This window comes from Shewanella olleyana, from assembly GCF_023283825.1.
GTDB lineage: Bacteria > Pseudomonadota > Gammaproteobacteria > Enterobacterales > Shewanellaceae > Shewanella > Shewanella olleyana.
On sequence record NZ_JAKILD010000008.1, the window covers coordinates 142,952 to 156,897 of the forward strand.

Below are 13,946 nucleotides of genomic sequence, written 5' to 3' on the forward strand. Positions count from 1 at the left end.
CACAGCATTTGCTATACTCTTGCCAAATTTAATACATACCATTGCAAACTTGCCACTTTAGGATGTTGATATGACCCAAGATGAAATGAAAAAAGCTGCCGGCTGGGCTGCGCTTAAATACGTTGAAGAAAACAGTATTGTTGGCGTTGGCACGGGTTCAACGGTAAATCACTTTATTGATGCATTAGCAACCATGAAGCATGACATTCAAGGGGCAGTTTCAAGCTCTGAAGCGTCAACAGAAAAACTGAAGCAGTTAGGCATTGAAGTGTTTGATATGAACAGTGTTGCAGATTTATCTGTATACGTTGATGGCGCTGATGAAATCAACGCTCATATGGACATGATTAAAGGCGGTGGCGCTGCGTTAACACGTGAGAAGATCGTTGCTGCAGTGGCTAAAAAGTTTGTTTGTATTGTTGATAATACTAAACAGGTAGACGTATTAGGCGAGTTCCCTTTGCCAATCGAAGTTATCCCAATGGCACGTTCTTATGTTGCTCGTGAATTGGTAAAACTCGGTGGCGATCCTGTTTATCGTGAAGGCGTAGTGACTGATAACGGTAACGTTATTCTTGATATGTACAACTACAAAATAATGGACCCTAAAGCCCTCGAAACTCAGCTGAATGCCATTGTGGGTGTCGTGACTAACGGTTTATTCGCAAACCGTGGCGCAGACGTATTACTTGTTGGCTCACCAGACGGTGTTAAAACTATTTTACCTGAGTAAACCACCAGTATAGAGCGCTAACAAACTTCAGCAGTTTGGTTTATTAAAGACTAAAAAGCCCAATTAATTGGGCTTTTTCATGTCTAAATTAATGCGAAACCGACAGACACCGCTTGCAATGGATATGGGTCTAATAAGCGAGAACCAATAAGTTAGCTTACCTTAAATAAGCTGACCGCTTCATGCAGTGACTCAGCCCTATTCCTGACATCTTGGGTAGCTGCAGAGTTCTCTTCCGTTGCGCTTGCGGTTTCATCAGCGATATCTCGAATGATCACCACATTCTTATTCACTTCAGCTGCCACCATACTTTGCTCTTCAATCGCTGTCGCAATTTGCGTACTCATATCTGATATGGTTTGCACATCTTGGGTAATCGACTGTAATAAATCCCCTGCTCCTGCAGCTTGCTCGACACTGTCACTACCTTGTTGCTGACTTGCATCCATCAATTGCACAATTGAATGAGTCCTTGATTGCAATGTGGTGATAATTTTAGATATTTCTTCGGTGGATTCTTGGGTTCGCATTGCAAGGCTACGCACTTCATCTGCAACGACGGCAAAACCTCTACCTTGCTCACCTGCCCTTGCCGCTTCAATCGCCGCATTTAATGCCAATAAATTTGTTTGCTCGGCAATGCCTCGAATAACATCTAACACACTGCCAATGGTTTCACTGTCACGCTCTAAGTCACCTACCACTTCAGATGAATCACTTAATTGACTCGCCAAGGTTTGGATTTTCACAATGGTTTGTTCAACGCTGACCAGACCTTGCTGGGCATGATCATTAGTTTCGTTGGCTTTAAGCGCAGCTTGTTCAGTATTACTGGCAATTTCTTCAATAGTTGCCCCCATTTCAGTAATCGCCGTAGCGACCATGTCGGTTTCACTTAGCTGCCTTGACACTCCCTCTGATGCCACAACTGCATTTTGGGTTAGCTCTTCACAAGATATATTCATTGCATCGACGGACTCATTAACTTGTTCAATTAAGGTCTGAAAGCTCACCACCATGGCATTAAAATGCTTGGCAATTCTAGCAAGTTCATCATTTTTACTTTCATCACAACGTAAAGTAAGGTCTTTATTCTTTTCAACTTCGGAAATAACTTTATTGATATCGTTAATCGGCACCACAATGCTGCGCAAAATCAAATAAGCACACACCGACAACACCAACGTAATGAGGATAAATATGCTTATTCCTAATATCAGTGCATTATTTTCTGCATCTTCGATTTCGGTATAAGCTTGAACATGTAACTGATTCAAATCCGTATCAGTACGTTGAATTGCCTGCCTCAGTTTAAGCATGTCACCATCGTAGGCTGTTAAACCAAATTGCTTCTCTTTGTCGGTAAGTAATTTAAAGCTAGCTTGGTAAGCATCGGCTAATGAAGCCAGTTGCATTTGGGTTTGAGCGTTAAGTGACGAAGTTTGTAATTGGGATTTAAACAAGCTGAGGTTTTTATCGAATTTATCTAGATAACTCTGTGTACGTCTTAACATGAAGTCTTTTTCATTACGGCGTAACTGCAACATTGTAACCGAAAGAGTTGCTTCTCCTTGCGCTTCAAGTATTGATTCAACATTGTGAACCGATTTTCGAAGCTCACCATATAAGCCAGTTTTAGGCGTTAAACCGATTTCAGTTTGCAGCGTGACTAACTCGGCAAACATCACTTTATATGTATCTAAACTTTGTTCAAAACTTGATAAACTTTGAGTCGATAAGCCTCGACTCTTAAGGGTTTCTGCCAGGATTGTCATTGTGTCATTGATTTCACCATAAATGGCATCGTGACGTTCGATATATTTAGCATCTAATCGGGCAAAGAAATCTTTCTCAGTTGCTCTAAGCTGCAAAACATCACGTTCTACTTCGATAATATTGTTGGCTGCATCCGCCAAGGTTGATTTCACATCACTCGTGTAAAGCTGTAATAAAAACATGGCGACAAATGCCACCAAAGACACTGCAACACTCAACATTAATTTGGTACGAATTAGCATATAAATCCCTAATAACCTTAAGGTACATATAAAAACATAGATGCTTAATTCAGTATTAGACAATTTTTAAGCAAACTAAATTTGTGCAGGCAATACAAGCTATGACTTAATTAGCCTTACCTTACCCCTGTCTATTTATCGACCACAGCGCCATTATCTAAATATATTTTTTATAAGCGAGTAAACCTTTTATGAACTTGCTAATGTCTAATCTAGTAACTCGCACCTAAACGGAACAAACGGTGAATCTGAATTCCAGTAACATCACTGATAATGATCATCAAATGCAGCAGCAAACAAAGCAAGCTGAATTGAATGACGAGCAACTCGACGGACAATTGTCTGACGAGATATTAGTGAACCAAGCAAAGACAGGAGATAAAGCCGCTTTTAAACAGCTTTATCAGCGACATCAAGGTCGAGTCTACGCGATTAGTTTCCGCTTAAGCGGTAGTCACGATCATGCTGACGAGATCTGCCAAGACTGCTTTGTAAGGTTATGGCAAAAGTTAGATCAATTTAACGGAGAGAGTCAGTTTACGACTTGGCTGCATAAATTATCGGTTCATCAGGCAATCAATAGCATGAAAGCAAAACAGCGCTTTTGGCATCGATTTTTACCGAGTAGTGATGTGACGCAAGACGCTGAACTAGATGCAAGTGTTCACTATGAATATCACCGTTTAGATAAGTTGATTATGAAGTTACCAGAAAGAACCCGAGTGGTTTTTGTATTAAGTGCCATTGAAGGCTACCAACATCAAGAAATTGCGGAAATACTCAATATTGCAGTCGGTACCAGTAAAGCCCAGTACCACAGAGCAAAGCAGATGTTACAGGAGATGCTGTCATGAAAAATAAACACTCAAAGTCTCAAGAACAGCAACAAGATCATAATAACAGCCAACTTGATGATCTCATTGTAAGTTTGCCAAAAGAAATAACGCCTCCTGTTGATTTATGGCAAAACATTGGTGAGCAAATCAGTGCTAAAACGACTCATGATATCAGCCATTCAAATAGCACCAGTCATCAACAGCATTGGAAAATGCTCGCTATGGCTGCAAGTCTCGCTTTTGTGATGGTCTTAGGTTGGAAACTATCAACTCCAGCCGTGTCACCAACTCAAGAGCCTGTGACGGTCAACAATGCCTTATCGAATCAATCAACTGAAGATTTAATCGCATTGGTGGATCAAATTGCTCAGACCCACAAGCAACAAATAGCCGCCTTTGATGACAACAAATATACCGTAGGTATGCAGCTTGATAATCAAGCTAATCCTTTCAATAAAGGATTTTCAGAACTAGAGCTTGCATCAAAACAGATCCAACAAGCCTTAAAAAATGATCCAAATAACAAGCCTGTATGGGATTTATGGCTTTGGATCATGAAACGAGAAATCGAATTATTACAACAGCAACAACGTACGCCAATTAATACGACTCCATCGACTCAAGGAAATCTAATATGAACGCTAAATTTAGCCAGCTGCTAGGCCGCATTATTATCGGCTCTAGTGTGTTATTCACCTCACTCATAGCCCAAGCCGCAGAGCAAATTGACCGTGAAATTTCGGTTTCCGCTAACCCGCAGATTGAATTAAAAGTTCAGCGTGGAAAAGTAGAGATTATTGGTTGGGATAAAGATCTCATCAGTGTAAAAGGTCATTTAGATGAACTTTCAGAAGGTTTTATTTTGGCGCAGAAAGGCGATGAAATAAAAATCGAAGATAAAATGCCAAGTAGCTACCGAGGCAATAATACCCAAGGTTCTAATTTAGTGATTTACGTGCCATCAGAATTAAAGATCACCGCTGAAGGCGTATCAGCTGATTATGCGATGGAGAAACTCACCGGTAAAGTCGAGCTATCTTTAGTAAGCGGCAATATGAAAGTCGAAGATATTGAAGGAAAAATAAGCCTTACTAACGTATCTGGTGACATCAAAGCCGAATCGCTAAATGGTAAAATTGAACTAGAAACAGTGTCTGGTGATATCAAAGATAAGGATATTAAAGGCAAGGCAAAGTATCGCTTAGTGAGTGGTGAACTTGAATCGGAAAACAACCAAGTGACTGACTTAAGCATTGACCAAGTTTCTGGTGACGTAGAAGGCAGCTTTACAGCTGCGGAAAAAGTGAAAGTAGTCACTGTTAGCGGCGATATTGAAGTCAAACTGAGTGACGCCATCACTAAAGTATTATTCGATACTGTCAGCGGTGACATTGAAGTTAAGTTTACCAATATGCCAAATTTAGCATTTGAGATTGACGGTGGCCCAGGTGGAAGAATTGAAAATCGTTTAACTGACGATAAACCAATGAAAACCAAGTACACCTCAAGACAATCTATGCAATTTAAAACCCAACAAGGCAGTGGCAGCTTTGATGCTAGTACGATTAGCGGAAAAGTCATCTTAGAGAAGTAGTTCGACAGCGCTAATGTCATTTATCAATAGATGCATACTAAGCCCTTAACGCTGCTGTTAAGGGCTTTTTAACTGAATTTGCTTAATTGAACGCTATCAAAATGACAGCAATTTCGACATTTATGCGGATCCGCAATACACTGTAAAAACCTAAAAGCTATTATCTTTAAATACAATGAATAAAACACCATTTGAAATGCTCGATCTTAATTTGATCACAGTTTTTTTCATTTTATATGAAGAGCTTAATACCCATAAAGCGGCAAGCAGACTTAATATGAGTCAACCTGCGGTAAGCCGCGCCTTACAAAAGCTGCGAGATGCTTTTAATGACCCTATCTTTGTTAAAACGAGACATGGCCTTAGTGCTACAGACAAAGCTCACTATTTAGCCCAGCGCTTACCTAATACCTGGCAAGAACTATCCGACATTATTAATCATGTAGAACAGTTTGAGATGTCAGAATTAACAGGACGACTCAATGTCACCTTGCATCCAGCATTAATAGGATTATTAAGTGATAAGTTATTTTTAGCACTTCACAAGGTCGCACCAAAAGTCGAACTGATTGTGTCAGTTTGGAGTAATGATACAGAAGAAGATTTATTAACTGGAAAGCAAGATATTGCAGTGACAATGCTTTCGCCGAAATTGTCGAAAGAAATGACGGTAAAATCAATGCCAAGTCTACATGCCCGTGTATATTTAAGTAAGCAGCACCCGCTTGCTAGCAGAACCATTGATGAGCAAGCATTTGCAACCTACCCTCTCGCTGTTTTACATGTACCAGGTTGGAATGAGAACACCACTTATGTAGAAAAATACCTAGAGCAATTAGGATTAACCCCAAAAATAGTCTATCGAAGTCCGCATCCAAATTCTGTTTTAAGTGTTGTCGCTAAAACTGAACTGCTACATGCTGCGAGCGCCCAATATCATGGTGTGGACTCAACTCAGGTATTAGGTAAGCGCATCCATCTAGAAAACAAGCCGGTAAAATTTAACAGCTACTTTTGTCACCATTACCGCCATCGAAACAAGCCGTTATTTCAATGGGTATTTGAAACTGTAAATCAAATAATAAGCCATCAACATCAAATAGAAAAAACCACTAAATAATCTACTGCGGATTAATAAAGTTGATGAAAGCTGTAGCTGCAGGCGTGAGTCGTCGGTTTTTTAAATGCACTATGCTAAAAGACGCTTGAATATTTGGCATATCCACAACAGATAATGCCACTAAACTCCCTGAGTTAATCTCTTTTTTAACCGAAACATCTGGCGCTAACGCCACCAAATCACACTCAGTTAATGATTCTTTAATTACCTGAAACTGTTCAAATTTAACTAAACCCGAAAAGTCACCTCGATATTTTGAAAACAGATCGCCAAATTGATCATACAAAGTCTTAGGCAAAGCAGATGGAATGGCAATGGGAAAACTTTTAATGTCTTCTAAAGTCAATGCTGTATATTCCGCTAATGGATGCTCAGCTCGACAGCAAAATATAGCCTGAAAACTTGGCAACGGTAACACCTCAATATCTTCTCTGTGGTCCAACTCAGTCGCTTTGGTTTCTGCGATAAATAGCGACACTTCAGCTTTGCACAACTGCTGATATAGCGACAACCAATTACCGACTTTTAGCTCCACATTCACATTTGGAAAAGTATTAACAAATTGACCAATACTAGGTCCAACAATACTATTTAAAGGTATTGCACTGGCGCCAACAATTAACTCTCCGGTTTCTAATCCTTGAATTGCTTTAATTTCACGTTTTAAAAAGTCCACATCACGAATAATTCGACTTCCATGCTCAACAACTAAATCACCAAAAGGAGTTAATGTCACAGAACGTGATGTTCTCTCTAATAATTTAGCCCCTAATAAGTCTTCCATTTTTTGAATACTTCTAGATAAAGAAGGCTGTGCCAAATTTAATTCTAGTGCTGCACGATGGAAATGTTTTAAATCTGCAACTACCAGAAAATGTTTTAAATGACGCAATTCCATAACAATCCCAAATATATAAAATAAACAAAAAATTTAACCAATAACAATCACGTCAACTTACTCAGAAAATCAATATACATCAAATAAAATTAAAATTTAAAAAATCAAAAAATTAACTGAGTATTAAATATTAATCCAACCATAAAAACAAACAATATTTCACGCCACCAAAATAAAGGATAAGCACTTGATTTATTTACCATTAAGCACCAAACAAGGATGTATCAGAATGTATCAAACCTTTTAATTTCAATCGATTTGAAATAGGTATTAATTCAATTCATAAAATGCATTAATAAATACATACAACAATTCACCATTAATAGTTTATTTGCATTGTTTATTGCTTAATTTCGCATTGGATTATCGGTTAACAATTTTGCAATATCTATTTAACTGCCAAATTAACTTATTTGCGGTTAATAAAATAATAATTAATAGGGAAGCATCATGAAAATAAAAAAACTGACATTGATGACACTTGCTGCTATTTATGCAGGCGGTATTGCCAATGCGGCAGCTGATATTAATCAGCAGTCTAAATTGAATACTGAGCCGCAAATACCTTCAACAATTAATATGATGGAGTTACACAAACAAAAACAATTAGCGGCTCAATCTAAAGCAAACACAGTTTCAACGCCTTTGCGTCATAGACAAACAGCAAATATTCATTATCAACCTAAGTCAGCCACACAAAAGATTAATTTAGAACAAGGACTGAGCGGCCAACACACTTACATAGTACGAATGAATGACAAACCGATTGCCACTTATGATGGCACTATTCCGGGGCTGAAATCCACCAAACAAGCGCTGCAGCGAAAGCGTAGCAATCTAAATAGTTTCAACGCCCAGCCACAGCATCAACAAGCCATTGATGGCTATAAAACTCACTTGCTCAATAAACAACAACAAGTTATCGCAACAGCAGGTGTTCAAGCAGAAAAGCAATTTACCACTGCCATTAATGCTTTCACGGTAAAAATGACTCAGCAACAAGCGATGCGCTTAGCTGAGCAGTCTGAAGTTGCCTTTATTCAACGTTCAACAAAATTGCAGCTACATACTGATGTGGGGCCTGAACATGTTGGCGCAAGTGGAATATGGGATGGAACCGCAACCTCAAATGGAATGAAATACCAAGGTGAAGGCATGGTAGTGGGTATCATTGATACCGGCGTTAATACCGATCACCCTTCTTTTGCTGCAGTGGGCGGTGACGGTTATGCTCATACTAACCCGCTAGGCAGTGGTAACTATTTAGGCGGTTGTGCTGAAGCCGAGTTTGCAGATAAATGTAATGACAAACTTATTGGGGTTTACACCCATGAAAACATCACAGGTACCTATCCAAGTGACATGCAGTTTGGTGAAGATTATGAAGGCCACGGTAGCCACGTAGCCAGCACGGTTGCGGGTAATATTTTATATGATGTAGATGTAGTCACCACAGAACTTGGCGGCGGTGCGGGTAACCCTATTGGTGTCACCATGCCAATGATTTCAGGTGTTGCGCCCCATGCCAATATAATTTCATATCAAGTGTGTGATTCTGATGGTTGTCCTGGTGATGCGATTTTATTTGGTATCGAGCAGGCAATCCTTGACGGTGTTGATGCAATCAACATGTCCATTGGTGGCGGTGAAAGCTTCCCTTGGAACGATGCCTTTGAAATGGCATTCTTATCGGCTCGTGAAGCAGGTATCGCTGTCGCACTTTCAGCGGGTAACTCAGGTGCAGCCTATGGTTCAGATAGTTTATACACGGTAGATCATACTTCACCTTGGGTTCTCAATGTCGCGGCCACAACTCATGCTCGCTCAATCAATATCCATGATAAAGCACTTAATAACCTTATGGGTGGCGACAGTAACTTAGCACCTCAGCAGCTTGATGGCGCTGGTATTTCAGGGGAATTCAGCGGTGATTTTGTTATTGCTGCCGACTTTGGCGATGCCCGTTGTAATAGCCCGTTTGCTGTTGACACCTTCCAAGCAACCGACATTGTTATTTGTGAACGCGGCGATATTGCCCGTGTAGAAAAAGCGATGAATGTACAAGCCGGTGGCGCAGGTGGTTTTGTTCTTTATAACACTTGGAATGAAGGTGATGATGTCGTTGACGATGCATACGTTATTCCAGGCATTCATTTAACAGCAAACCAGTATTTTGGTAGCTGGAACGTAACCGGTTTACAGCCCTGGCTTATGTCTGCCAATGGCGAAACCTTATCAGGCACTATCACAGCGTCACGAGCTACACGTGATATCAATCCTGATGATGCAGATTGGTTAGCTGACTTCTCTTCAAGAGGCCCATCAAGTACTGTTGATGAACTATTTTCACCAGGCATTGCAGCGCCAGGGGTAAATATTTTTGCAGCTTGGAATGATGAAAGCCCATTTAACCCTCAAGGTGATACCCGAGATTACAACACCATTAGTGGTACTTCGATGGCCTCGCCACATGTGGCAGGTATGATGACGCTTATTCGTCAGGCCAACCCTGATTGGACTGCCAGCCAAATTCAATCGGCATTACAGATGACCGCTGATAGTATGGCGGTTAAAACCCCTCACCCTATGTCAGGGGAAACAAAAGTTGCAGGTGTTTACCGTGCAGGTCATGGTTTAGCGAATGTTGAACGCGCTATTAATGCGGGTCTGTTAATGGATGAAACTGCTGATAACTTCCGCCGTGCGAATCCACAAAATGGTGGTCTAGTTCGTGATTTGAATTTACCTCAGCTAATCAATAATGATTGTGGCCGAACTTGCACTTGGCTACGTACTGTCACAGCGACCAAAGACGGTACTTGGAATGTTGAAGTTAACCAAGCGCAGGAAGGTCCTATGTACTGGGATTATTCATTAGATCCTAGTGCAAAAGTAACTGTCACTCCGGCAGAGTTTAGTTTGAAAAAAGGTGAATCAATTACCTTAACCGTTAACGGCTCTTTCGAAGAATCTGACATGGCATGGTATGACGGAACTATCGCTGAAACCCATGGTGAAATCCAATTCATCGCGACTGATGAAACAATTCCAACGTCACATTGGCCATTTTCGGCTAAGTTTACTGGCACAACACTGCCAAATACCATTAATGTCAAAGCCCATGATGATATGGCATCTCATACCATTGAGGATGTGCCATTTGGGGTCCCAGCGAGTTCACTTTCAGGTGTTGCCTATGCGCCTGTTGAAGCGATTGTTCATGAGTTTGATTTACCAAGACAGCAATTTAGCGATCAAATGGTCGATGAAAATGGTTTTTGGAATACCGAACTTGCCAATATCAAAACCTTCAACGTAACGGTACCGCAGAATACAGCTGTTTTCAGAGCTGAATTAACCGACCGTATAAAGTCTTCTATGAATACGGCTTATGACGTGTTTGCTGATGCGGATATTATGATATTCCAAGACTATAACAACGACGGTCAACTTCATTACTCTGAGGCCATTTGTGGCTCTCAACTGCCGCAAACATCGATAGGTGAGTATTGTGCATTGGAAAACCCAACTGCAGGTGAATACATCATCATGGTGCAAAACTATCTATTGTACCCATGGGAAACTGTCGATACTTATGAAATGTCTTATGCTTTGGTCGCCAAAGAACAAGCTAATGATATTAGTTTAACTTTCAGTGATTCAGAGGAGCTAAATTCATCATTAAATATTGATTGGAATATGATGATGGAGCAAGGTAAAACCTATTACTCTGCGGCAGCTATTCAAGCTGGTACCAATGAAGAAGGTTCACTGGCTTTAGTCCCAATGACCATAAAACGTGGCGTGAATACAGTATCAATCAACAGTTCACAAGATGCTGCACGAGTGGGTGACATTATTGATGTCAGCTTAATTGTTCAAGCGAATCAAAGCGGCGCCGACCGTAATGTAGAGTTAACAACTTTACTATCAGAAGGCCTAAGTATCGTACCTGATTCACTGGTGGATTTAGCGGGCGTTACTGCAACTGACAGCGGATTTACATTGGCCACAAGTCAATTAAATACTGCAGATAAAGCCACTAACTATGTCGTCACGACCAATGAAACCGATCCTATGTGTCGTACTCCTTGGAACATTGACTATATCGATGGTACGCCAATTGATGGTAAGTATGTTGATCTCGCTAAGTTCGATATACAACCTTCTTGGGGCTCAATATATGAAGTGAACGAATGGGGCTGGGGTAACTGGACACATGAAGTCACCATTCCGACGATTTATAACGACATGAAACCGTTTGATAATGAAGACTACTTTGTGACTGATCAAGTTGTCTTGAGTTCTCGTGGTTGGCTGCAGCTTGATTATGTGCAATTCAATCCATGGGATATCATGCCGCAACAAGTACACTTAGAGTTACCCGCAACAGACTACTCTACTCCACCTGACTTTATTGTCGCCCCTTTATGGAATGCAGAACAAGACATCAACTGGAATCAGAAAACCACGCTAGCAATGTACGAACCTAGCTGGGATGCTGAATTACAAAAAGGTGTATCTATTGCTTACTACGATGGCTACACCCTAGTTGAGTGGGATAATGCTTCCACCCATGACTTTGGCTACGATGAAAACTGGAATCAAATCATTACACCTCGTGATGATAGCTACGACTTCCAAGTATTTATGCGTGAATACACTAGCCATAAACCTGGTGAATATGAATACATCATGGCTTACAACAATGTTGATGTAGGCAGCCAAAGTGGTTCAGGATCAATTGGTGTACGTGGTTACAATGGACCAAGAGCGGGTTTCTGGCCGCTTAATGGTCATCAAGGTGCTTCATATGCTTATAACGATCTTAACGACAAATTACATGATGAATTAGTGGTTTGTTATAACATTGATGGCCCGCAGTCTAGTCGTGTTGAAGTGAGCTTCCAAGCTAAAGTCGTTCAAGCAGCCCTTGGAGTGAATCAATTAATTGATGTTACAGGAACTATTGATGGCATTGCAGATGCAAACACATCTCAAACTGTCACTGTAGCTGCCAATATTTCAATGCAGTCAATTGCTGATCATACGGTTGATGAGAATGGCACGCTAACGGGTATCACAGTTCATTACATTGATAATGATGGCGGTCAGTCTGCCAACACGATTACTGTAACGGGCGATAACTTTACAGCGACTGTTAATGGTCATACATCGGGATCTAGCTTTGATATCACGCCTAATCAAGACTTTTGGGGTGAAACCTTAGTGACTGTTTCGGTTGCTGATAATGTGTTCCCAACTGATATGGCCTCTACAAGCTTTATGTTGACAGTAAACTCTGACGGGGTGGAACCCACACCACCAGCACCTGAAAACCCAATTGAACCTGAAGCGGAAGAACCTAAATCAAGTTCAGGTGGTAGCTTAGGTATATTAAGTTTACTGATGTTTGCCGGAATAGCTGCAAATCGTCGCCGTAAAGTGCATTAATCTAGTCGAGTATTCTGAATAAGTTTACATAATAAGGTCTTCAATCGAAGGCCTTATTTATTGAATAGGGAATATCATTTACGGCATGTGTTAACCGTTGTTTTTTTTACACCATTGCTCTTATGCTGATTCTTTTAGCACTGTTTGTTTTAGTTTTACATCCATAGCGCGCTCTTTTAAATATTCTATAAAAGCTTTGGCTGATGGGCTTTGACTTTTTTGTTTTAAGTAGACAATACAAAATTGAGCAAATAACTCAGGCATCATAGTAGGTTTTAAGCTTACCAAGGCGCCACTTTCTAGTTCTGCTCTAACTGCAATTTCTGGCGTTAATGCCACCAAATCACCTGTCATAATGGCCTCTTTAATTGGATGAAACTGCTCAAAACGAACTAAACCTGAAAAATCATCACGTTGTATCATAAATAAATCTTCGAATATATGTGACACTTCTTCAGGTAAGTGACGCGGAATAGCTAAAGGGTAATCACGTAAAGTCGGTAAAAACAATCGAGGAAGAGAAAGTAAAGGGTGGTTAGGACGACAGCAAAATATTACTGGAAAAGGTGGTAAATCTACCATAGTCACCAATTCACTTTTATCAATGTCAGATTTCTTAGTTTCAGCCGCAACAAAAAAATCGATATCTCCGTTAACTAATTGCTGATACAAATCACTCCACCCCGCCACTTTCAATTCAACGGCCATATCGGGGAAGTCTCTAAGAAAGTAACCAATAATAGGGCCAACGAGACTATTAGAAGGGATTGGGCTAGCACCAATGTTTAGCTCTTTAGTGTCTGTACCATTAAAATTAGAAATATCTTGATGTAACGACTCTACCTCTCGTAATATTTTTAGGCTACGCGCTAACACTAGCTTACCTAACGCTGTTATTTGTACCTCTTTTGTTGTCCTATCAAATAACTTACCTCCGATTAGCAATTCAAGCTTTTTGATACTTTTAGATAATGATGGCTGAGTAATATTTAACTTCTCAGCTGCGCGATAGAAATGCCTTAACTCAGCCAATACGACAAAATGTTTTATATGGCGTAACTCCATTACGGTTCCTTGTTCAAGGTGAAAAAACCAAGAGCTATAGTCTCTCCATGTCAGTTATTTCAGAGTAACAGAGTCCTACCACCTTTAACCGAACCAAATGTTACATTAGTGTTACTTTTTGTATCAATACTCATCAGAATAGATCATTCCAGCTAACTTAGTAGACTCCCCCCAGATACACCAAGCATCAACTAAACACAGCTAAAACACTGTTTAAATTCAAAAAAA

At 40.3% G+C, this 13,946-nt stretch carries 9 protein-coding genes; 6 read left to right on the forward strand and 3 right to left on the reverse strand.

The window, feature by feature from the left end; all coding sequences use genetic code 11:
- The first annotated feature begins 70 nt into the window (after window positions 1-70).
- Window positions 71-733, forward strand: a complete 663-nt coding sequence (gene rpiA / locus L2735_RS07815) for a ribose-5-phosphate isomerase RpiA (RefSeq protein ID WP_248984162.1) — start codon at window positions 71-73, stop codon at window positions 731-733.
- Between the two features lie 152 nt (window positions 734-885).
- Here the strand turns inward: rpiA and L2735_RS07820 are convergent, their stop codons facing one another.
- Complete coding sequence (locus L2735_RS07820) at window positions 886-2,751, reverse strand: methyl-accepting chemotaxis protein (protein WP_248984163.1); 1,866 nt, start codon at window positions 2,749-2,751, stop codon at window positions 886-888.
- Between the two features lie 284 nt (window positions 2,752-3,035).
- Here L2735_RS07820 and L2735_RS07825 point away from each other — a divergent pair, with 284 nt between their 5' ends.
- The 4 genes from L2735_RS07825 (at window position 3,036) to L2735_RS07840 (ending at window position 6,301) form a co-directional block, all read left to right on the forward strand.
- Window positions 3,036-3,605, forward strand: a complete 570-nt coding sequence (locus tag L2735_RS07825) for an RNA polymerase sigma factor (RefSeq protein ID WP_248984183.1) — start codon at window positions 3,036-3,038, stop codon at window positions 3,603-3,605.
- A complete protein-coding gene (locus L2735_RS07830) occupies window positions 3,602-4,225 on the forward strand; it encodes a hypothetical protein (protein WP_248984164.1) in 624 nt (207 codons plus the stop codon). Before L2735_RS07825 ends, L2735_RS07830 begins: the two co-directional genes overlap by 4 nt.
- Entirely contained in the window at window positions 4,222-5,181 is a 960-nt protein-coding gene (locus tag L2735_RS07835; protein WP_248984165.1) for a DUF4097 family beta strand repeat-containing protein, read from the forward strand. The genes L2735_RS07830 and L2735_RS07835 overlap by 4 nt, the downstream gene beginning before the upstream one ends.
- A gap of 196 nt (window positions 5,182-5,377) precedes the next feature.
- Window positions 5,378-6,301 (forward strand): LysR family transcriptional regulator, encoded by a 924-nt coding sequence (locus L2735_RS07840; RefSeq protein WP_248984184.1) that lies wholly within the window; start codon window positions 5,378-5,380, stop codon window positions 6,299-6,301.
- 1 nt (window position 6,302) lies between these two features.
- Here the strand turns inward: L2735_RS07840 and L2735_RS07845 are convergent, their stop codons facing one another.
- Window positions 6,303-7,199 carry a LysR family transcriptional regulator gene (locus L2735_RS07845; protein ID WP_248984166.1) on the reverse strand — a complete coding sequence of 299 codons (897 nt, stop codon included), beginning with the start codon at window positions 7,197-7,199 and terminating at the stop codon, window positions 6,303-6,305.
- 450 nt (window positions 7,200-7,649) lie between these two features.
- Between L2735_RS07845 and L2735_RS07850 the strand changes: the two genes are divergently transcribed.
- Window positions 7,650-12,653: a S8 family serine peptidase gene (locus tag L2735_RS07850; RefSeq protein WP_248984167.1), complete on the forward strand. Its 5,004-nt coding sequence runs from the start codon at window positions 7,650-7,652 to the stop codon at window positions 12,651-12,653.
- Between the two features lie 120 nt (window positions 12,654-12,773).
- Here the strand turns inward: L2735_RS07850 and L2735_RS07855 are convergent, their stop codons facing one another.
- Entirely contained in the window at window positions 12,774-13,718 is a 945-nt protein-coding gene (locus L2735_RS07855) for a LysR family transcriptional regulator (protein WP_248984168.1), read from the reverse strand.
- Window positions 13,719-13,946 lie beyond the last annotated feature (228 nt).

What these genes read in the sequence shown, in the direction of transcription:
- rpiA (WP_248984162.1), top strand. Translation starts at nt 71, where the DNA reads ATGACCCAAGATGAAATGAAAAAAGCTGCCGGCTGGGCTGCGCTTAAA.
- L2735_RS07820 (WP_248984163.1), bottom strand. Translation starts at nt 2,751, where the DNA reads ATGCTAATTCGTACCAAATTAATGTTGAGTGTTGCAGTGTCTTTGGTG.
- L2735_RS07825 (WP_248984183.1), top strand. Translation starts at nt 3,036, where the DNA reads ATGCAGCAGCAAACAAAGCAAGCTGAATTGAATGACGAGCAACTCGAC.
- L2735_RS07830 (WP_248984164.1), top strand. Translation starts at nt 3,602, where the DNA reads ATGAAAAATAAACACTCAAAGTCTCAAGAACAGCAACAAGATCATAAT.
- L2735_RS07835 (WP_248984165.1), top strand. Translation starts at nt 4,222, where the DNA reads ATGAACGCTAAATTTAGCCAGCTGCTAGGCCGCATTATTATCGGCTCT.
- L2735_RS07840 (WP_248984184.1), top strand. Translation starts at nt 5,378, where the DNA reads ATGCTCGATCTTAATTTGATCACAGTTTTTTTCATTTTATATGAAGAG.
- L2735_RS07845 (WP_248984166.1), bottom strand. Translation starts at nt 7,199, where the DNA reads ATGGAATTGCGTCATTTAAAACATTTTCTGGTAGTTGCAGATTTAAAA.
- L2735_RS07850 (WP_248984167.1), top strand. Translation starts at nt 7,650, where the DNA reads ATGAAAATAAAAAAACTGACATTGATGACACTTGCTGCTATTTATGCA.
- L2735_RS07855 (WP_248984168.1), bottom strand. Translation starts at nt 13,718, where the DNA reads ATGGAGTTACGCCATATAAAACATTTTGTCGTATTGGCTGAGTTAAGG.